Raw genomic sequence first — 20,197 nt, forward strand, 5'->3', positions numbered from 1 at the left:
AACTACCAGTGCAAACGGACGCCGCGCTCTCGCGCGGCGTCTTCCTTGTGGTGGTGTCTAGCGCCGAAGATTATCGATCGGGAAGATCGCGCAGGTTTCGGTGCCATGGGCAAGCAGCTTGCCGTTTCCGTCGCGAAGCCATGCTTCCGAAGTCGCGAGGGTGCGGCCGCGATGCACGATGCGCCCCTCACAAAACACTTCGCCCATGTCCGGCAGCAGCGGCCGCACCAGGTTCACCTTGAACTCGACCGTCGTATAGGCCTCGCCTGGTTTCACCGTGGTGAACACTGCGCAGCCGAGTGCAGAATCCATGATCGTCGCCGTCCATCCGCCGTGCACCGTGCCGAGCGGGTTGAGATGTTCTGCCGTCGGCAATCCCCTGAAAACCACCCTGCCCTCTTCAACTTCACTCAACCCGAACTTCAGCGTCTTCGACATCGGCGGCGCCGGCAGCTCGCCGTTCAGCAAGTCCAACATCGTCTTGAGGCCACCATCGCGGGCAACGCGGTCGAGGGGCAGCACGCCGATGCCGGGTACGGGCATGCCGGGATAAAGTTCAAGCATCTGCAACTCCTGGGTCAGGCGACAGGGACTGGGATTTCAACGCCTTGAGCGCCGCATGGACGAAGCCGTCGCGGGCGGAGGAGACGTCGAGACCGCGCGGCTCATAGACATGGCGGTGAAGAAAGAAGGCAGTCAGTCGGAAGGCGGCGGCGAGACTGTCATGGTCCGCCGCCCGGTTCGTTTCGGTCGAAAGAAAATCCGGCAGCGCCAGCATGCGATCGGCATAACGCTCGCCGGCCGCACGGCAGACCGCCCTGCCCGATTTCGGTGAAACATAGACCAGTTCGGTGCGGGTACCGGTTGCCACGCACTCGGTAAGGTCCAGCCCGAAACCCAGATCGTTGAGGACGGCAAGCTCGAAGCGCACGAACAATTCGCCAGCGTCGGCCGGATCGGCGAGGTGATCGACGATGACGGTGAGCGCCTCGTAGAGATGCGGAAGTGGATCGCGCTCGGGAAGCAGCCGCAGGAGCGCGCCGAGCGCCTGGATACCATAGACCGAGGTCGCGGTTTCCATCAGCCGCGCGGCGCGCAGTTCCAAAGGCTCGATACGGAACTCGCCGAGATGCTCGTCAAGCCGGGCGCGCCAGGTGACTTCGACCGTGTTGCCCGGCTGCAGCACCGGCTGCATGGTGCGCGAGCGGCCCGAGCGCACCATGCCGAGGTGACGACCGTGGGCGGCGCTCATGACTTCGGCGATGGCCGAGCTTTCGCCGTGCCGCCGGACGCCGAGAATGATGGCCTGATCGCTCCATTGCATGGGCATGGCATACACCCGCGGCGGAAGCCGGATCAAGCTATGATGGTGCCCGCCATGGACGACGAAGGGCGCGGATCCCCACTGCGGGCGAGTGTCGCCTTTCGGTTACACTCGTCGCCCGCCTCACTTGCGACATGCTGTTGCCGCCCCGATGCCATGTTTGACATTAGAACGGGGGAGCGGCAAAGCCGTCTCTCCCGCCCCAAAAACAATCAGCAGGATAATAAATTTCATTATGTGTGTGTCCCGGAACAGCGCCGGCCGCCTGGCGCAGCTCTTCGCCCTTCTTCTTGCCACCTCGACGCTCGCGAGCTGCGTCACCACCTCGGGGCCGGCCAAGCCGAAGGGACCGGATCCATACTATGTGGCGATGTACGGGCCACTGCCGAACGAAAAATTCCCGCTTGATGCCATCGACATCAGCAAGGTCGACAAGCGCTATCTTCGTCAGCAAGTCGCCTATCAGACGCACGAGCCGCCGGGCACGATCGTCATCGATACCCAGAACCGTTTCCTCTATCTGGTCCAGGATGGCGGCATGGCAATGCGCTATGGCATCGGCGTCGGCAAGGCCGGACTGGAATTCGAAGGCGAAGCGCGCATTGCGCGCAAGACCGAATGGCCGCGCTGGACGCCGACACAGAGCATGGTCGAGCGCGAACCCGAGCGTTACGGCCCGCTTGCCGGAGGCATGGAGCCTGGCGTGCGCAACCCGCTCGGACCGCGCGCGCTCTATCTTTTCCAGGGCAATCGGGACACGCTGTTCCGCATTCACGGCACCACCGAGGCCTGGTCGATCGGCAAGGCCGTGTCGAGCGGCTGCATCCGCCTCTTCAACCCCGACATCATCGACCTCTACAGCCGCGTGCCGCTCGATTCGCGTGTCGTCGTGCTGCAGGCCGAACCGCCGATGACCGAGCCGGCGGGGAGCGTACCGATGGCGAGCATCGAGAACGGCGGCCTGCCTCCGGCCTATTGACCCAATACTCACGCCACCGGGCGCCGATGAGGCGTCCGGCGACCTAACAGTGCACGACGCGGCCGTACCCAGCTGCTGGAAGCCTTCGCCGGGGGGCCTCGTCGACCTGACAAACCTTCTACAAAGTTGGCCCGGCGGCCTGGTCAGACTTGCGGCTCGAGCGCTGGTTTGCCCGAGAGCTCGCTGACGTAGTAGCCCTCGCGCAGATTGATGCCGTGCTCGAGCCAGGCCTTCATGCAGGCGAGCATCTGAGACCATCCCTCGCAGTTGATGTAGGAGCTCTTCTGCCCCTGCTCGTTCTCGCGCCAGCCTTTCTCAGCAATCGTCACCATGGTGGCGCCGTCATCGAGCGACTGGAAGCGCATTTCGACCCGCGTCTTGTAGGGTTCCTCGCCCTTGGCGACCATGGCATCCCAGCGGAAGACGATGCGCTCGTTGGCCGCGACTTCCTCAACCGTTATCGGCACCTCTCCCCACCAGGTCACCGTGGTGCCTGCAACCAACGGTCCGCTGATCCCACCGAGCGTCACGAAGTAACGGCTCAACTGGTTCGGATTGACCACGGCATCGAAGACCTCGCCAACCGGGCGATCGATCCGTCCATTCACACGAAATTCAAAGGGCATAACGTGCACCTCCTATTGAACCCGGACATGTTATGTTATAAAAAAATAACATGTCAACCGATTCGAAAGACGACCTGGTTTTCAAGGCGCTCGCCAATGGCCTGCGTCGCCAGATGCTCGACGCGCTGAAGCACGCCCCACGAACCACCGGCATGCTGTGCGAGCAATTCGGCAGCCTCGACCGCTGCACCGTCATGCAGCACCTCAAAGTGCTTGAAGAAGCCGAGCTCGTGCTCGTCCGCCGCGAAGGGCGCGAGCGCTGGAACCATTTGAATGCATTACCGATTCAGGCCATCCATGATCGCTGGATCAGCCAATATGCCGGCCATGCGATGTCGATCCTGTCGGCCCTGCAGCAGAACCTCGACGGATAACCAGAGCGATGGTTTCGGCTTTCAATCGAACCGCTTTCTTCGTATGAACGGCCGATACGCAAACCTGGGGACACCGTCGTGCGCTACCTCATCACAGGCACTGCTGGCTTCATCGGCTTTCATCTTGCTAAGCGATTGATCGACGAAGGGCATTTCGTCGTCGGCTTCGATGGCATGACCCCCTATTACGACGTCACGCTGAAGGAGCATCGGCACGCGATCCTCGCCCGCTCGAACGGCTTCAAGGCGGTCGTCGGCATGCTTGAGGATAAGGATGCGCTTCGCCGGGCAGCCGAGATGGCCGATCCCGAGGTCATCATCCACCTCGCCGCCCAGGCCGGCGTGCGTTACAGCCTCGAGAACCCGAAGGCCTATGTCGATTCCAATCTGGTCGGTTCCTGGAACATCCTGGAGCTGGCGCGGGAACTTGGCCCCAAGCACCTGATGCTCGCCTCGACCTCCTCGATCTATGGCGCCAACGACAAGATCCCGTTTGCCGAAACCGATCGCGCCGACGAGCCGATGACGCTCTACGCCGCCACCAAGAAATCGATGGAACTCATGGCGCACAGCTATGCCCATCTCTACAAGGTGCCAACGACGGCCTTCCGCTTCTTCACGGTCTATGGCCCTTGGGGGCGGCCCGACATGGCGCTGTTCAAGTTTGTCGACGCCATTCACAAGGGGCAACCGATCGATATTTATGGCGAAGGCCGCATGAGCCGCGACTTCACCTATATCGACGATCTCGTCGAGGGCATTCTCAGGCTCTCTCACGTGGCGCCTGCGGAGGAAAACCGGGCACCGTCCGACAAGGCCGAGGACACGCTGTCGCGCCAGGGGCCGTTCCGTGTCGTCAATATCGGCGGCGGTCAGCCGGTCGAGCTGATGACCTTCGTTGAAACGGTGGAAAGGGCCGTCGGCAAGCCGGCGCTGCGCAACATGCTGCCCATGCAGCAGGGCGACGTGCCGCGCACCTATGCTTCACCCGATCTTCTGGAAGCATTGACCGAATTCAAGCCCTCGATCCCGGTCGAAGAGGGCGTCGCCCGCTTCGCAGCCTGGTACAAGGAATACTACAGCGCGGGCCGGTGAGCCGGATCGCCAGTTGTTCCGAACTGAAATACTTGCTGGCGAAACGCTTGTCTTAGTCGCAATCGAGCATAAATGGGTGTGTACCTCAGCGCATAAGCAATTGCAAAATACACATTTGCACGTTGTATGATCTGAGCTCGCTGTGGAACACAACAAGGGAAAGAGCCTATGAAAGTCACGATGATCGGCGCCGGCTATGTTGGCCTTGTTTCCGGCGTGTGTTTTGCGGATTTCGGTCATGATGTCGTCTGTCTCGACAAGGATGAGAGCAAGATCGACGCATTGATGCAGGGACGTATTCCGATCTTCGAACCCGGTCTCGACCATCTGGTCGCAAGCAACGTCGCCTCGGGCCGGCTCACATTCACGACCGATCTTGTTGCTGCCGTCGCTGACAGCGACGTCATCTTCATCGCCGTCGGCACCCCCTCCCGGCGCGGCGACGGTCATGCGGATCTTTCCTATGTGCATGCGGCCGCGCGCGAGATTGCCGAGAACCTCAAGGGGTTCACCGTGATCGTGACGAAGTCGACCGTTCCGGTCGGCACCGGCGACGAGGTCGAGCGCATTATCCGCGAGGCCAACCCGGACGCCGATTTTGCCGTCGTCTCCAATCCGGAGTTCCTGCGCGAGGGCGCTGCGATCGAAGACTTCAAGCGGCCCGACCGGATCGTCATCGGCCTTGCCGGCGACGACGCGCGGGCGCGAGATGTCATGACCGAAGTCTATCGTCCGCTCTATCTCAACCAGTCGCCGCTCGTCTTCACCTCGCGCCGCACCTCGGAATTGATCAAGTATGCCGGCAACGCCTTCCTGGCGATGAAGATCACTTTCATCAACGAGATGGCCGATCTCTGCGAGAGGGTTGGCGCTAATGTCCAGGATGTCGCCCGTGGCATCGGTCTCGATGGGCGCATCGGCTCGAAGTTTCTGCATGCCGGACCCGGTTATGGCGGGTCATGCTTCCCAAAGGATACCCTGGCGCTGGTGAAAACCGCGCAGGACCATGACAGCCCTGTCCGGCTGGTCGAGACCACGGTTGCAGTCAACGACAACCGCAAGCGGGCCATGGGTCGCAAGGTGATCGCGGCCACCGGCGGCGATGTGCGCGGTCGAAAGATCGCGATTCTTGGGCTTACCTTCAAGCCGAACACCGACGACATGCGCGACAGCCCGGCGATCGCGATCGTGCAGACGCTGCAGGACGCCGGCGCCCATGTTATTGGCTACGATCCGGAAGGCATGGAGAATGCAAAGAAAGTCATCGATGGCATCGACTATGCCGGTGACCCCTATGAGGCGGCCAACGAAGCCGACGCGCTGGTGATCGTTACCGAATGGAATGAGTTCCGGGCACTTGATTTCCGCCGGTTGAAGACCGTGATGAAGACGCCCATTCTCGTCGACCTCAGGAACATCTATCGCCAGGACGAGGTCGTGAAGCACGGCTTTGCCTATTCGAGCGTCGGCCGGTCGCAATGAGGGCCGACCCGTAAGACAGGAAAGCTATGCTTTTGGTATCGGCAGCGCCGGCAGGGATTCCCAGTTCTTGCCGGCAAGGATGACGCAACTGCGGCCGTTCACATCGGTAACGATCAATGTCCAACTGCCATTGTCAGCCGCATAGATCTCCATGATCGCATGCGGATTGATCTGAGCGGTCGCCGCCGGCTTTTCCCGATATTGCCGCGCCAGAAATTCGATCACCTCGGATCGGTCGGCGCAATTGATGGGGGCCTGCGAAACTGCCGGGACGGGGCGCGCCGTTACGCCAACTGCCAGAAGTGCGGCCAGCGCGAGACCGCGGATCGCCTTGCGAACCATGACGCAACTCCTTTCACCGGACGCCCGGCGGAGGAGGAGTTTGCGCTGACCTTTTCCGCCGGCGACCGGCTGCTACATCGGCATCGCGCGTACAACACAATGCGCGTGCCGCCATACGAACAGTATGGTGGAAAGGCGGTATTATTACAATTATCTAATTTATAGAGCGTGCCGCCGGCGCACTTGGCGCGCCCCGGTGGAGCAAAGCCCTACTTGCGCTTCATCGCTTCCATCAAAGCGGCGCCGAAGGCACCCTGGGCCGGTTGCTGCGGCTTCTGCTGGCGCATTGGCGCGCCACGATTGCCACCCGCCGGCACACTTGCCCTGGCCTCGCGGCTTGACTCGGCGCCACCATCCTTACGCATGGTGAGGCCAATCCGTTTGCGGGCAACGTCGACTTCGGTGACACGGACCGTCACGACATCCCCTGCCTTGACGACCTCGTGCGGATCCTTGACGAAGCGATCAGCAAGCTGCGACACGTGAACGAGCCCGTCCTGATGCACGCCGATGTCGACGAAGGCGCCGAAGGCCGCAACATTGGTCACAGTGCCTTCGAGCTGCATGCCGACCTTCAGATCCTTGATGTCGTCGACGCCCTCGGCAAAGGTCGCGGTCTTGAAGCTCGGGCGCGGGTCGCGGCCGGGCTTTTCCAGCTCCGCGAGAATATCCTTGACGGTCGGCAATCCGAAGCGCTCGTCGACGAAGGTCCTAGGGTCGAGCTTCTTCAGCGCCACGCTATCGCCCATCAACGCCCGCACGTCACGGCCGCAGGCAGCGACGATCTTCTTGGCAACACCATACGCCTCCGGATGGACCGAGGACGCGTCGAGCGGCTCTTTGCCGTTTGGAATGCGCAGGAAGCCCGCGCATTGCTCGAAGGTGCGCGCGCCAAGCCGCGCCACGTTCAACAGCTCCTTGCGGCTTGCAAAGGGCCCGGTCGCGTCTCGGTGCGCAACGATCGCCTCGGCGGAGGATTTTCCGAGACCGGACACACGAGCAAGCAGCGGCGCCGAAGCGGTGTTGACGTCGACACCGACGGCGTTCACCGCGTCTTCGACCACCGCATCCAGCGAGCGGCTGAGCTTCGACTGGTCGACGTCGTGCTGGTACTGGCCGACGCCGATCGACTTCGGCTCGATCTTCACGAGCTCCGCCAGAGGATCCTGCAGGCGGCGGGCGATCGAGACCGCACCGCGCAACGAGACGTCGAGGCCCGGAAACTCCAGAGCGGCGGTTTCCGAGGCCGAATAGACGGATGCGCCGGCCTCCGAGACGATGACCTTGGTCGGTTTCGGCGCCGGTAGTTGCTGGAGCATGTCGGCGACGAGTTTCTCCGTCTCGCGGCTGCCGGTACCATTGCCGATCGCGATCAGTTCAACGTTGTGCTTGCGGATGAGCGAAGCAAGCTCGGCCTGGGTGCCGCGGATGTCGTTCTTCGGCGGGAACGGGTAGACCGTCGTTGTTTCGATGAGTTTGCCCGTGCCGTCGACCACGGCGACCTTGACGCCGGTGCGGATGCCCGGATCGAGCCCCATCGTTGCACGCGAACCAGCCGGAGCGGCGAGCAACAGGTCCTTGAGATTGCGGGCAAAGACGTGGATCGCCTCTTCCTCGGCGCGCTCACGCAGCTCGCGCATCAGGTCGAGCGAAAGCGACATCGACAGCTTCACACGCCAGGTCCAGCCGATCATCTCGGAGAGCCACTTGTCGCCCGGCAGATGCGCGCCGACATTGTAGGCTGCGGCGATCATGCGCTCGACCGGCTTCACCGGCGAGGCATCGTCCTGGTCGACAACGATGTCGACCGAAAGCACCTCTTCGTTCCAGCCGCGCAGCATCGCCAGGGCCCGATGACCCGGCGTCGTCGCCCAGCGTTCGGAATGGTCGAAGTAGTCGGAGAACTTGGCGCCGGCCTCCTGCTTGCCGTCGACGACTTTGGCACGCAGGAAGGCGGCAGCCTTCATGTGGTTGCGCAGGCGCCCGAGCAGGTCGGCATTTTCGGTCATGCCTTCGGCGATAATGTCGCGCGCGCCGTCGAGCGCGGCCTTCACGTCCGCGACCTCGGCCGTCAGATAGGCCGCTGCACGATCGGCGGGCGCGACAGTGCGGTCGGCAAGGATCGCTTCGGCCAGCGGGCCAAGACCCCGCTCGCGCGCGATCTCCGCCTTGGTGCGGCGCTTCGGCTTGTAGGGCAGGTAAATGTCTTCGAGCTCGGCCTTGGTTTCGACGGCGGCAATCTTGGCTTCGAGTTCTTCGGTCAGCTTGCCTTGCCCGCGGATCGATTCAAGGATCGAGGCCCGGCGCGCTTCAAGCTCGCGCAAGTAGGTCAGACGCTCCGAAAGGGTGCGCAGCTGCGTGTCGTCGAGCCCCCCGGTCACTTCCTTACGGTAGCGCGCGACAAACGGCACCGTGGCGCCTTCGTCGAGCAGTTCGACTGCGGCAACGACCTGCGAAGGCGTTGCCTTGATTTCGGCGGCGATGATGGCGGCGATGAGTTTTGCAGGACTTGCCATGGGAATTCCGTCTTTCCTATTTGGTAGGCGACCATAAAGGCGCATGCCTTCGAGGCCAAGTGAAGGCCTTCAGAGGAAATCCGGAACTCCACAGGAGATGGGGTAAGGCCGCCTCGCCTTCACAGGAACAGCCGGGCGGCCTTGGTATCACCCCGCCATAGCGGGCTCGATGCGCTCATCTTCGGGCACGACGTCCCAATTGTTGACCGGTTCGAGCGGCGGCCGGCGCTTTTCGAACTCGATCAGCCGCCGTTCACGCTGCTCGATATAGCCGCGCGACGCGGGCACCGCAGCGAGGGATGGCGATAGCTGAAGCTGGAAGATGAAGTGTTTGTCGTAGAGGAAGGCGGTCTCGGACGCAGCAAGATAGAATTCCCACATGCGGAAGAATCGCTCGTCATAGAGCCTTACGGCCTCTTCGCGCCGCGCGACGAAGCGCTCCCGCCAGGCCCTTAAGGTCCAGGCGTAATGCATCGGCAGGATCTCGACATCCTTGACCAGAAGCTGCGTCCGCTCGACCGACGGCAGGACCTCGGAAAGGGCCGGGATGTAGCCGCCGGGAAAGATGTATTTCTCGATCCACGGATTGGTCGCCCAGGGCTTGGAGACCTGGCCGATCGAGTGCAGCAGCATGACGCCGTCGGGCCTCAGCAGCTCTTTCATCTTGCTGAAGAAATTTCCGTAGTTGCCGATGCCGACATGCTCGAACATGCCGACCGAGACGATGCGGTCGAACTGCCGGCCCTGCAGGGTACGGTAGTCCTGCAACTCGAACCGCACCCGATCGGATAGCCCGCGCCTGGCGACGCGGTCGCGCGAGACCTTGAGCTGCTCTTCGCTGAGCGTAATGCCGGTAACCTCGACACCGGAGGATTCGGCCAGATACATGGCCATTCCGCCCCAGCCCGAGCCGACCTCAAGCACCTTTTGCCCTGGCTCCAGCAGCAGCTTCGCCGCGATATGCCGTTTCTTGGCGAGTTGCGCTGCGTCCAGCGAAATTCCCCGCGGTTGGAAGTAGGCGCAGGAGTACTGCCAGTCCTCGTCGAGGAACAAATTGAACAGCTTGCGATCGAGATCGTAGTGATGGACGACGTTGTGCCGGTTGCGATTGACCGGCATGCGACTGAGCAATTGCTGGCGCACCACGTGCCAGAGGGCCGTAATCGTGTTGGTCGCATTTGCGGCATTCTCGATGCCGTTCGCCTTCACGATCGAAAGCACGTCAAAGATATCACCCTTCTCGATGACGACGCGTCCATCCATGTACAACTCGCCGAAGCGGAGGCCCGGATCACGAACGATCGCCGCTTCTGCCTCCGCATCGACGATGCGGATCGATACCGGCTTTCCTGTCTGGTCGCCGAACACGACCTGCTCGCCGGAAGAAAAAATTACTGTGAGATTGCCGCTGCGAACCAGACGGCGAAGCAATGTCAAGAATGCTGCATTCATTTCCCACCCCTACCAGACGACCGACATGTCCTGGTGGACGGGAGATGCGAAGGGTCGGCTCTTTCGGGGCTTCCGGAGAGCTTGCGCGAGCGCGCATCGGGAACAGACGCGACCGCGTCCAGAAGCAGCGAGAACCGGCTCGGGCTTAGCCTTACGGTTATCCCGCAGACGCGTCGGGCTGCTCGTGCAGGCGTCCGCCGGATATTTTCGTCAGGCCGGCAGCCATCGGGCTCCAATCCATCAGAACTTCCATTTACTTAGGGAGTATTGATCGATTGGCAATGGGTTCTTTATGGACCCTCATAAATTTGTTTCCTTAGCAAATGCTGGAGGAAAGCGTCCTACGCGCCCACGACACCACGCCCGTTCAGGCGCGACCGATCATGCGCCCGGTCGAAGTCCAGGAGCGGGCCGGCTGGTACGATGCGCGTCGGGTTGATGTGGGCGATGCCGTAATAGCCACGCTTGATGTGGTCGATACGCACGCTCTCGCGAATGCCCGGCCATTGGTAAATCTCGCGAAGATAGTTCGACAGAGCCGGATACTCCTCGATCCGCCGGATGTTGCATTTGAACGCGCCGTAATAGGCCGCGTCGAAGCGAACGAGGGTAACGAAGAGGCGGATATCGGCCTCTGTCAAATAGGCGCCGGCTAGGTAGCGGCTGGTCGCCAAATGGGCTTCGAGCTCGCCGAGCATATCGAACAGGCTCGCCACCGCCTCGTCATAGGCTCCTTGCGTTTTGGCGAAGCCGGCGCGATAGACGCCGTTGTTGACGCGTTCGTAGATCGGGCCATTCCAGCCGTCGATCTCGCCTCGCAGCGCCTCGGGGTAGAAATCCAGCCGGTTGCCGCTCAGATGGTTGAAGCCCGAATTCAGGATACGAATGATGTCGGCCGACTCGTTGTTGACGATCCGCCCTTCCCGCATGTCCCAGAGCACGGGTACCGAGACCTTGCCGGTGTAGGCCGGGTCACTCGCCACGTAGAGTTCGTGATGGAAGCGGATCTTGCCAACGCGCTCGCCGGCATCGACCGGCTCGTCATAGACCCAGCCGTCCTCGCCAAGCACCGGGTTGGAAACCGTAAGTCCGACGACGTCCTGCAACCCCTTGAGATTGCGAAAGGCGATCGTGCGCGAGGCCCAGGGGCAGAGATAGGAAACAAACAGGCGATAGCGGCCCGCCTCGGCCGGCAGCGCCGGCTGGCCATCGGGACCAGGCTTTCCGTCAGGCGTAATCCAGTGATGAAAGCGCGTCGGCTCGCGGTGGAAAACACCGCCTTTCATCTCGCTGGCCGCAACATCGCCCTTGACCCATTTGCCCTCGACAAGCTGCGGCATCTCATTCTCCCGGATCGAAAATCAGCAACCGCTACCTCTCACGGGGCCCGGGCAGCGGTCAATCACGCGCGGCGGTGACACATTGTTCGCAATCCGGATGGCGCACGCGAAACGTGCGCCATCATCGTCGCGCCACAATATCGAGCAATCCCGATTGCAAGAGGAGGATCAGGATGAAGAAATTCGTTTCCGCCATCGTGCTGGTTGCTGCCGTCGTCTGGCTGCTGAACACATCCCTGTTTGCAAGCCCGCCGGCCGGTGCTGCAAAACTGCTCGCCCACCGCGGCGTCCACCAGACCTATCCGAAAGCAAATGTCGGCAACGACACATGCACGGCGGCGATCATAAACACCCCGCGTCACGGCTATCTCGAAAACACGATCGCCTCGATGCAGGCAGCCTTCGAAGCGGGCGCTGATGTTGTCGAGCTCGACGTGCATCTGACGCCAGACAAACAGTTCGCGGTCTTTCACGACTGGACGCTCGATTGCCGCACCGAAGCCAAGGGCGTGACCGAGGAAACGCCGATGGCGGCGCTCAAAGCCCTCGATATCGGTTATGGCTACACGGCCGATGGCGGCAGGACCTTCCCGTTCCGCGGCAAGGGCATTGGCCAGATGCCGACGCTTGACGAGGTGCTGGCTGCCCTGCCCGACCGCAAGTTCCTCGTCAATTTCAAGAGCCGGCGCGCCGAGGAAGGAACGGCACTCGCGGCCCGCATCGAAGCTGAGTCGACATGGCGAGAGGCCGTCTTCGGCGTCTATGGTGGCGAAGAGCCGACGCGTGAGACGCTGAAGACCATCGAAGGCATGCGCGGCTATGACCGGACGTCGACGATGGCATGCCTTGGCCGTTATCTCGGCTATGGCTGGACCGGTTTGATGCCGGAGGCGTGCAAGAACACGCTCGTCATCGTGCCCGGCAACTATGCTCCCTTTCTCTGGGGCTGGCCCGACCGTTTCGCCCAGCGCATGAAAGCGGCCGGCAGCGAGATCATCCTGCTCGGCCCCTATCATGGCGGCGACTTCACCACGGGCATCGATACGACAGAGGACCTGGAATTGGTTCCGTCAGGGTTTTCCGGCTATGTCTGGACCAACCGCATCGAGACGATCGGGCCGGCGCTGGCGAAGCGGCAGGCGGCTGAAGCCGGGCGCGGCTGACCTCTCGCGCGACGCAAGGCCTGCCCTTGCCGACATCGATCCCACGACTTCAGAACAATAGCCGCGGCTGGCCCTGCAGCGCCGCGCGTCCTATCAGACGCACCAAGGACGCTGTAGAGCTTTGATTCTAGAGCATCTTTCCGCCTCGGGTGTTTCCACTTGAGGGCAGGATGCTCCAGGCGTGACAGCTTAGCGCGGGAACTCGAGACCCATTTCGCGGAAGCGCTCGGGGTCGTCGCCCCAGTTCTCGCGCACCTTGACGAACAGGAAGAGGTGCACCGGCTGTTCGAGGATCTCTGAGATCTCCTTGCGCGACGCCGTCGAGATGGCCTTGATCGCATCGCCGTTCTTGCCGAGAGCGATCTTCTTTTGGCTTTCGCGTTCGACGTAGATCACCTGCTCGATGCGCACCGAGCCGTCCTTGCGCTCTTCCCACTTCTCGGTTTCGACATGCGAGGCGTAGGGAAGTTCCTGATGCAGGCGGAGAAACAGCTTCTCGCGGGTGATTTCGGCCGCGAGCTGGCGCATGGGCAGATCGGAAATCTGATCCTCCGGATAATACCAGGGGCCTTCCGGCAGCGTCTCGGCCAAATAGTCCATCAGGTCCTTGCAGCCCGAGCCATTCAGCGCCGAGATCATGAAGGTACGCTCGAACTTGATCGTCTCGTTGGCAGCCGCTGCAAGCTTCAGCAGATCCTCCGGACGCACCTGGTCGATCTTGTTCAGAACGAGGATCTTCGGCTGGTGGACTTCCTTCAAGCCCTCAAGGATCGTTTCCGCATCACCCTTCAGACCACGCTCGCTATCGATCAGGAGCATGATCACATCCGCGTCCTTGGCTCCGCCCCAGGCCGTGGTCACCATGGCCCGATCGAGCCTGCGGCGCGGTTTGAAGATGCCGGGCGTGTCCATGAAGACGATCTGGGCGTTGTCGTGAATGGCGATGCCGCGCACGATCGCACGCGTCGTCTGGACCTTGTGGCTGACGATCGACACCTTGGCGCCAACGAGGCGGTTGACCAGTGTCGATTTGCCCGCATTGGTCGCGCCAATCAGCGCTACGAAACCCGAGTGGGTCGGCGCGCCTTCGGCGGCCGTATCTTTTTCCATGTCCGTCATTTTTTCCGTCAATTTCCGGCGGAACTCTTCCGCCACACGCCTTCGCGTTCCAACAATTTCATCGCGGCCACCTGTTCGGCCCCGCGTTTGGACCTGTCGGTCCCGGTCTCGGGCGCGACCCCTGCGATCTCCACGGTCACCGTGAAGCGGGGATCATGGTCGGGACCGGACCGTTCATCCGTCCTGTAGGCAGGCGCGATGCCAAACTTGGCATGCGCCCATTCCTGCAACTCGGTCTTCGCATCGCGGCGGGCGCCGTCGGCGCGCGTGGCCCTGTCCTTCCAGTGGCGCAGCACGAAGGCGCGGGCAGCCTCCAGGCCGCCATCAAGATAGATGGCGGCAATGAGGGACTCTACCACATCGGCCCGGATATTCATCATCGCCTTGCCGGTCGTCTTCTTGACGTCGGAACCGGTGCGGATGAACTGATGCAGCTCCATGTCGTCAGCGACCTTGGCGCAGCTTTCAGCGCTGACGAGCTGGTTCAGCCTGACCGAAAGCTCACCTTCGTTCGCCTCGCGAAACGTCTGGAACAGCAGCTCGGAGATGCAGAGCCCCAACACCCTGTCGCCCAGAAACTCGAGGCGCTGATAGTTAGACCCCTTGGCGCTGCGGGCGCTGGAATGCGTGAGCGCCCGATCCAGGCGCTCCTTCTCGGCGAACTGATAGCCAATCACGGCCTCGAGCTTTGCCCGATCCTCCGCGCTTAGCGACCGCGACTTCATCATTCGACCGCCTTGAACAGGCGATCGTAGCGCAGGTTCGCGGGCCACTTCCAGATTTCGCGGAACGACGTGTCGTTGCCGAGCGAGAAGAAGATCATGCTGGCACGGCCAACCAGGTTTTCTGCCGGCACGAAACCGACATCGAAGCGGCTGTCAGCGGAGTTGTCGCGGTTGTCGCCCATCATGAAGTAGTGGCCCTCAGGCACGATGAATTCGCGCGTATTGTCGCCGCGCGAATCCGGGAACTGATCGAGCGTGTCATAGGACACGCCATTGTCCATGGTCTCGCGGAAAACCGGAACATCGCCGCCGGTGTCGTACTGGTCGTCGGCGCGGAACGCACCATCCGGCACGCGCTCGATCGGCTTGTCGTTGATGTAGAGAATGCTGTTGCGCACCTGGATGCGGTCGCCCGGCAGGCCGACGAGGCGCTTGATGTAGTCGATATCGGGGTTCGGCGGGAAGCGGAAAACGACGATGTCGCCACGCTTCGGTTCGCTCGCGAAGATGCGACCGGAGAAGAGATCCGGAGAAAGCGGCAGCGAATACTTGGAGAAGCCGTAGGCGAACTTGTTGACGAAGATGTAGTCGCCGACGAGCAGTGTCGGCATCATCGAACCGGAGGGGATGGTGAAGGGCTGAAAGAGGACCGTACGGATGACGACGGCCAGGAGCAGCGCCTGGATAACGACTTTCACGTTCTCCCAGAGGCCGCTCTGCTTCGCTTCTGTCTTTTCTGCCACGCTACTGTCTTCCTTTATCATCGCGATGCCCTCGCCGGGGCCCGCTCTTATCTTTCGCCCGCAGTCTCGATCCCGTCCCGCAATCCGGTCTCATATGCTGCAGATCGCCTGCCCTTCAATCGCTTCGGACCGGGTTTTCCAGCGGAATGCTCTAAACCGTTCCCTCAATCGGGGCAACGGGCAGCGCTTCGATAATCACGAAGGCCTGCGCCAAGGGAAAATCATCGGTGATCGTCAGGTGAATGGCCGCCCTGTGACCAGGTGGCAGCATCTGCTGAAGCCGTGCCGCGGCACCACCGGTCAGGTTCATTGTCGGCTTGCCGCCCGGCAAATTGACGACGCCCATGTCCTTCCAGAAGACGCCCTGTGCGAGCCCCGTGCCGAGCGCCTTCGAACAGGCCTCCTTGGCGGCAAAGCGCTTGGCGTAGGACGCGGCGCGGTTCTTCCGGCCTTCGGACTTGGCGATCTCCACGTCCGTGAAACAGCGCTGCACGAACCTTTCGCCGAAACGGGAAAGCGAGTTTTCGATCCGCCTGATGTCGATCAGGTCGCTGCCGATGCCAATGATCATGAGGAAGGTCCGAGGTCTTTGACGCGCGCCCGGCGCCGCTTCTGAAAGAGACGGGCTGCCTGATAGGCCGCAGCGTAGGAAACAAGGGCGCCAGCGGCCGCCAGCGGCAGGGAGCCGACGAGCATCGGCTTGAAGATCGGTCCCCAGAGGGCGGAAAGGTCAAGGCGCTCGACCATGCGCATCACATCGGTGCTGCTGGCGGCGTGAGCGCTCTCGACGCCCAAAATGGCAACGCCGAGCTCATAGGAGGCCGTCAGGATCATCGGGATCGTGACGGGGTTGGCAAGCGCAGTGGTGATTGCCGCCGCGACAAGATTGCCCGAGAAAAGGAAGGCGACCGCGACGGCGATGACGATGTGCAAGCCGAAAAACGGCGTAAAGGACGACGCAGCCCCCGCCGCCACGCCAACGGCGATCGAATGCGGCGTCGACGAGAGGCGCAGTATCCTGAGGGCGACGTAGCGTGGACCGCGCGCAAAACCTTTGCGCGGCCAAAGGAGCGCGCGAAGTCTTTCGGAAATCGTGACCGGTTTTCTACGTCTGAATAACATTATGCCGTCATGACCGCGTCTTGACACCGTCAGCCGGCACAAGAGGGCGCGTCCGCCTGTTTGCTGGCCGCAAGATAGGCGTCATGCCCGCTGCTTGCAACCCGCCGGCGCGCCGCACATATATCGCTGGCGAGCCATTCAGCGGATGCATAGCTCAGCATCCGCCACCGGACGGGACGCGATCGACTTAGTAGTTGCGGAACAAACCGCGGTCGATCTGGCGCTGACGGTATTCGAGATCGATGCGATCGACCGAACTGTTGAGATAGGCGAGCTCGCGCTCTTCCTGAGTCGGTACGCGCAGGGCGCGGGTGATTTTCTTCAACTGATTGAACATGGCAAACCTCTTTGTTTACCTCCCGACGCAGAAGATAGTTTAGCGCCCGCTGTTCCACCAGTTCCAGGAAAAGGCGGCAGCCATGCGCTTGGGGCATGGCTTGCCGTTTTATCGTGCGTCCCGTGCCTGTTTTGCAGGCATCTGCGTATGGCACACGACGGTGCCGCGCGTCTTATCGGACGCGCACAGGCCGCTGCATCACTTTGAACTGCTGCATGTTTTTGTCCTTAAATCGAATAGGATCTAAGGACACATGCAGTAGCGGCCATGCTCAACCACTTCATTCGAAGAGGCGCTTGACCATGGATACGCTCGGCAGTTCCTTGAGCTGCGTGATCAAGTGGTTGAGCTGGCGCAGATCCCAGACTTCGAGATCGAACTGCAGTTCACTGAAGTCGGCCGCGACGCGCCCCATCGAGAGCGACCGGATATTGACGTCGCTGGTCGCGATCGCCTGGGCAACCTCCGCCAGCGTTCCGGGTTCGTTGAGGGCGCTGACGGCGATGCGTGCCATGAAACGGCTGCTGTTGGCTTCGTCAAGGTCCCAGCGCACATCGATCCAACGCTCCGGCTCATCGTCGAACTTCTGCAGGATCGGCGACTGGATCGGGTAGATGGTGATACCCTTGTCCTTTTCCATGATCCCGACGATGCGATCGCCAGGGATCGCGCCAGCGGGACTGAAGTGCACTTCGGCATTGCCCGAAAGCCCGCGAATCGGCAGGGCTTCAGGCCCTTCGGACAGCACCGCGCCGTTCTGATCCTTGCCGAGGCCCGGCAGCTTGAACACCATGCCGGCAGCGCTGCGCATGTTGAACCAACCGTCGTCGGCGCTCGGCTTCACCGTTACGCGCTCGTCCTGATGGTCGGGGAAGACCGCGCGCAGGACATCGAGCGAGGACAGTTCGCCGCGGCCAACGGACGCAATCGCGTCTTCGACTTCCTTCTGGCCGAGACGGTGCAGCGCCGGCTTCAGCGCTTCGCGCGAAAATGCCTTGCCGGCGCGTTCGAAGGTACGCTCAAGAATGCGGTAGCCGAGCCCGGCATATTGCTTGCGAATGGCGGCGCGGGTTGCGCGGCGGATCGCTGAGCGCGCCTTGCCGGTGACGACGATTTCCTCCCACGCCGGCGGCGGCACCTGGATGCCCGAGCGGATGATCTCCACCTCGTCGCCATTGTTGAGGCGGGTGACCAGCGGCATGATGCGGCCGTTGATCTTGGCACCGACGCAGGTATCACCAATGTTGGTGTGGACGGCATAGGCAAAGTCGATGGGCGTCGCGCCGCGCGGCAGCGCGATCAGCTGCCCCTTCGGCGTGAAGCAGAACACCTGGTCCTGGAACAGCTCGAGCTTGGTGTGTTCCAGGAACTCCTCCGGATTATCACCTTCGGCGAGGGATTCGATCGTGCGTCTCAGCCAGGAATAGGCGTTGGAGGTCGGCGACAACGCCGTATCGGTCGCGTTCCCCTCCCCATCCTTGTAGAGCGAGTGGGCAGCGATACCGTATTCGGCGATGTCGTTCATGCGGCGTGTGCGGATCTGCAGTTCGATGCGCTGACGCGACGGACCGACGATCGTCGTGTGGATCGACTGGTAGTCGTTCTGCTTGGGCGTGGAGATGTAATCCTTGAACCGGCCCGGCACGACCCGCCAACGGGTGTGGACGATGCCGAGCGCCCGGTAACACGACGGAATGTCGTCGACGATGAGGCGGAAGCCCCAGACATCGGAAAGCTGCTCGAAGGACAGCGACTTCGATTGCATCTTGCGGAAGACCGAGTAGGGCTTCTTCTGCCGCCCCTTGACCTGCGCGCCCTTCAGGCCCTCGGCCTGAAGCAGTTCACGCAGTTCGTCTTCGATCTTCTTGATCAGACCCTCGTTGCGCTGGGAAAGTTCTTCCAGCCGCCGGGTGACCGTTTCGAAGGCCTCAGGATTGATATGGCGGAACGAGAGGTTTTCGAGTTCCTCGCGCATATCCTGCATACCCATGCGGCCGGCGAGCGGCGCGTAGATATCCATCGTTTCTTCAGAGATGCGAGCACGCTTTTCCGCCGACATGTGATCGAGCGTGCGCATGTTGTGCAGCCGGTCGGCAAGCTTGACCAGAAGAACTCGCACGTCGTCCGAGATGGCGAGCAGCAGCTTGCGCAAGTTTTCGGCTTGCTTCGCTTTTTTGGTGACGAGATCGAGTTTCTTGATCTTCGTCAGCCCCTCGACCAGCGCGCCGATATCCTCGCCGAAGAGATCGTCGATCTCCTGCCGGGTCGCTGTCGTGTCCTCGATCGTATCGTGCAGCAGCGCGACCGCGATCGTCGACTCATCAAGCCGCATTTCCGTCAGGATCGCCGCGACTTCCAGGGGATGGGAAATATAGGGATCACCACTCGCCCGCTTCTGCTGGCCATGCTTCTGCATCGCGTAGACGTAGGCCTTGTTCAACAAGGCTTCATTGACGTCGGGCTTGTATTTTTGCACGCGCTCAACGAGCTCGTATTGGCGCATCATTCGCTGGCGGCCCCTTCGAAGAAGTCAATAAAAAAGTGCGCCAATCATACGAGTGGCGCACTGCTTTGAAAACACGTGGGAACGGGCGTTCCGCGACGGATCTCAGTAGTCGTCGCTCTTTTCCGGGGGCACCAGACCCTCGATACCAGCAAGCAGTTCTTCTTCAGACATACGGTCGAAGGTGATCGCTTCCGGCTGATCCTCTTCTTCGGCAACTTCAGCGAAGGTCGTTTCCGCATCCGTCTGAAGCAGCGAAGCCGGATCCGGCTCGGGCTCGTCCACTTCGACGTGCTTCTGCAGCGAGTGGATCAGATCTTCCTTGAGATCGCCGGGAGAAAGCGTTTCGTCCGCGATCTCGCGAAGTGCTACGACCGGGTTCTTGTCGTTGTCGCGGTCGATCGTGATGGCAGCGCCCTGAGAAATCAGGCGCGCACGGTGGCTGGCAAGCAAAACGAGTTCGAAACGGTTATCGACCTTGTCGATGCAATCTTCGACGGTGACGCGGGCCATTAGCCTGTCCTTTTGGGCTCGAAGCGCTGCGGCATTGCCGCTGCACGGATTGACGACTCGAAACCGGAACAGCCGTCTAGCGACGGCCTCGTCGGCTTCGATTTCTGGAATTAAGCGCCCGGATACAATCAAAACAAGGCAAGTTCAAGTTTTTCCTTCAAGTGGAGCTCACGTAACGTCACACTTCGTGATAAAATGCGATCCGAACGGGCTGGAAAACCCTTGCCACACACATTGGTTGCATTCTCGGTGGCATCGCGAAAACGCCCGGTAGTAATGGCGCTCCTGGGGTGTGGACGATCTATAGCAACTGCTAAAACTAGCTATATTCGCAAGCGCTCAGCTGGAATAATGCAATATATAAGCTACATTATTTGCAATATCAGCAATTATTAATGTAATCGACTTATTTTTGCGCATCCGCCGGCAGGGGTAGTTGATG

General features: G+C 61.4%; 20 protein-coding genes. 5 read left to right on the forward strand and 15 right to left on the reverse strand.

The window, feature by feature from the left end:
• Window positions 1-57: 57 nt before the first annotated feature.
• Window positions 58-564 (reverse strand): PaaI family thioesterase, encoded by a 507-nt coding sequence (locus BBX50_RS20710; RefSeq protein ID WP_065777216.1) that lies wholly within the window; start codon window positions 562-564, stop codon window positions 58-60.
• On the reverse strand, window positions 557-1,324 hold the full coding sequence (recO, locus tag BBX50_RS20715) for a DNA repair protein RecO (RefSeq protein ID WP_065777242.1): 768 nt from the start codon (window positions 1,322-1,324) through the stop codon (window positions 557-559). The genes BBX50_RS20710 and recO overlap by 8 nt, the downstream gene beginning before the upstream one ends.
• Before the next feature lie 235 nt (window positions 1,325-1,559).
• Here recO and BBX50_RS20720 point away from each other — a divergent pair, with 235 nt between their 5' ends.
• Window positions 1,560-2,303, forward strand: coding sequence for a L,D-transpeptidase (locus BBX50_RS20720; protein ID WP_065777217.1), 744 nt, complete (start codon window positions 1,560-1,562; stop codon window positions 2,301-2,303).
• A 143-nt stretch (window positions 2,304-2,446) separates the two neighbouring features.
• Here the strand turns inward: BBX50_RS20720 and BBX50_RS20725 are convergent, their stop codons facing one another.
• Window positions 2,447-2,929 (reverse strand): SRPBCC domain-containing protein, encoded by a 483-nt coding sequence (locus BBX50_RS20725; protein ID WP_065777218.1) that lies wholly within the window; start codon window positions 2,927-2,929, stop codon window positions 2,447-2,449.
• Window positions 2,930-2,979: 50 nt separating this feature from the next.
• Between BBX50_RS20725 and BBX50_RS20730 the strand changes: the two genes are divergently transcribed.
• The 3 genes from BBX50_RS20730 to rkpK all read left to right on the forward strand — a co-directional run bounded on the left by BBX50_RS20730 (window position 2,980) and on the right by rkpK (window position 5,880).
• Entirely contained in the window at window positions 2,980-3,303 is a 324-nt protein-coding gene (locus BBX50_RS20730) for a helix-turn-helix transcriptional regulator (protein WP_065777219.1), read from the forward strand.
• A 78-nt stretch (window positions 3,304-3,381) separates the two neighbouring features.
• Window positions 3,382-4,398 carry an NAD-dependent epimerase gene (locus BBX50_RS20735; RefSeq protein ID WP_065777220.1) on the forward strand — a complete coding sequence of 339 codons (1,017 nt, stop codon included), beginning with the start codon at window positions 3,382-3,384 and terminating at the stop codon, window positions 4,396-4,398.
• A gap of 168 nt (window positions 4,399-4,566) precedes the next feature.
• Window positions 4,567-5,880 (forward strand): UDP-glucose 6-dehydrogenase, encoded by a 1,314-nt coding sequence (gene rkpK / locus BBX50_RS20740; protein ID WP_065777221.1) that lies wholly within the window; start codon window positions 4,567-4,569, stop codon window positions 5,878-5,880.
• Between the two features lie 24 nt (window positions 5,881-5,904).
• Here the strand turns inward: rkpK and BBX50_RS20745 are convergent, their stop codons facing one another.
• The 4 genes from BBX50_RS20745 to BBX50_RS20760 form a co-directional block, all read right to left on the reverse strand.
• Window positions 5,905-6,222: a hypothetical protein gene (locus tag BBX50_RS20745; RefSeq protein WP_065777222.1), complete on the reverse strand. Its 318-nt coding sequence runs from the start codon at window positions 6,220-6,222 to the stop codon at window positions 5,905-5,907.
• A 209-nt stretch (window positions 6,223-6,431) separates the two neighbouring features.
• The gene (locus BBX50_RS20750; RefSeq protein WP_065777223.1) at window positions 6,432-8,738 is read right to left on the reverse strand and encodes a Tex family protein; all 2,307 of its coding nucleotides are present in this window, start codon (window positions 8,736-8,738) and stop codon (window positions 6,432-6,434) included.
• Window positions 8,739-8,885: 147 nt separating this feature from the next.
• Window positions 8,886-10,190, reverse strand: coding sequence for a cyclopropane-fatty-acyl-phospholipid synthase family protein (locus BBX50_RS20755; protein ID WP_065777224.1), 1,305 nt, complete (start codon window positions 10,188-10,190; stop codon window positions 8,886-8,888).
• A gap of 341 nt (window positions 10,191-10,531) precedes the next feature.
• A complete protein-coding gene (locus tag BBX50_RS20760; protein ID WP_065777225.1) occupies window positions 10,532-11,530 on the reverse strand; it encodes a glutathione S-transferase family protein in 999 nt (332 codons plus the stop codon).
• A gap of 173 nt (window positions 11,531-11,703) precedes the next feature.
• Here BBX50_RS20760 and BBX50_RS20765 point away from each other — a divergent pair, with 173 nt between their 5' ends.
• On the forward strand, window positions 11,704-12,693 hold the full coding sequence (locus BBX50_RS20765; protein ID WP_065777226.1) for a glycerophosphodiester phosphodiesterase family protein: 990 nt from the start codon (window positions 11,704-11,706) through the stop codon (window positions 12,691-12,693).
• Between the two features lie 189 nt (window positions 12,694-12,882).
• Here BBX50_RS20765 and era read toward each other — a convergent pair whose 3' ends face one another.
• From era to rpoZ, 8 genes are all read right to left on the reverse strand, one after another.
• Entirely contained in the window at window positions 12,883-13,812 is a 930-nt protein-coding gene (gene era, locus BBX50_RS20770; RefSeq protein WP_065777227.1) for a GTPase Era, read from the reverse strand.
• Window positions 13,813-13,820: 8 nt separating this feature from the next.
• Window positions 13,821-14,540, reverse strand: a complete 720-nt coding sequence (rnc, locus tag BBX50_RS20775; RefSeq protein ID WP_065777228.1) for a ribonuclease III — start codon at window positions 14,538-14,540, stop codon at window positions 13,821-13,823.
• Complete coding sequence (gene lepB, locus BBX50_RS20780) at window positions 14,537-15,280, reverse strand: signal peptidase I (RefSeq protein WP_065777229.1); 744 nt, start codon at window positions 15,278-15,280, stop codon at window positions 14,537-14,539. The genes rnc and lepB overlap by 4 nt, the downstream gene beginning before the upstream one ends.
• 151 nt (window positions 15,281-15,431) lie before the next feature.
• Window positions 15,432-15,851 carry a holo-ACP synthase gene (acpS, locus tag BBX50_RS20785; RefSeq protein WP_065777230.1) on the reverse strand — a complete coding sequence of 140 codons (420 nt, stop codon included), beginning with the start codon at window positions 15,849-15,851 and terminating at the stop codon, window positions 15,432-15,434.
• Window positions 15,848-16,402, reverse strand: a complete 555-nt coding sequence (locus tag BBX50_RS20790) for a DUF2062 domain-containing protein (RefSeq protein WP_065777231.1) — start codon at window positions 16,400-16,402, stop codon at window positions 15,848-15,850. The genes acpS and BBX50_RS20790 overlap by 4 nt, the downstream gene beginning before the upstream one ends.
• Before the next feature lie 187 nt (window positions 16,403-16,589).
• A complete protein-coding gene (locus BBX50_RS20795) occupies window positions 16,590-16,739 on the reverse strand; it encodes a DUF3563 family protein (RefSeq protein ID WP_065377015.1) in 150 nt (49 codons plus the stop codon).
• A 280-nt stretch (window positions 16,740-17,019) separates the two neighbouring features.
• The gene (locus BBX50_RS20800; protein ID WP_065777232.1) at window positions 17,020-19,245 is read right to left on the reverse strand and encodes a bifunctional (p)ppGpp synthetase/guanosine-3',5'-bis(diphosphate) 3'-pyrophosphohydrolase; all 2,226 of its coding nucleotides are present in this window, start codon (window positions 19,243-19,245) and stop codon (window positions 17,020-17,022) included.
• Between the two features lie 102 nt (window positions 19,246-19,347).
• Window positions 19,348-19,755, reverse strand: coding sequence for a DNA-directed RNA polymerase subunit omega (gene rpoZ, locus BBX50_RS20805; RefSeq protein WP_065777233.1), 408 nt, complete (start codon window positions 19,753-19,755; stop codon window positions 19,348-19,350).
• Between the last annotated feature and the right edge of the window lie 442 nt (window positions 19,756-20,197).

The sequence above is a fragment of the Ensifer sp. LC11 genome (assembly GCF_001695835.1).
In the GTDB taxonomy this organism is placed as follows: Bacteria; Pseudomonadota; Alphaproteobacteria; order Rhizobiales; family Rhizobiaceae; genus Ensifer.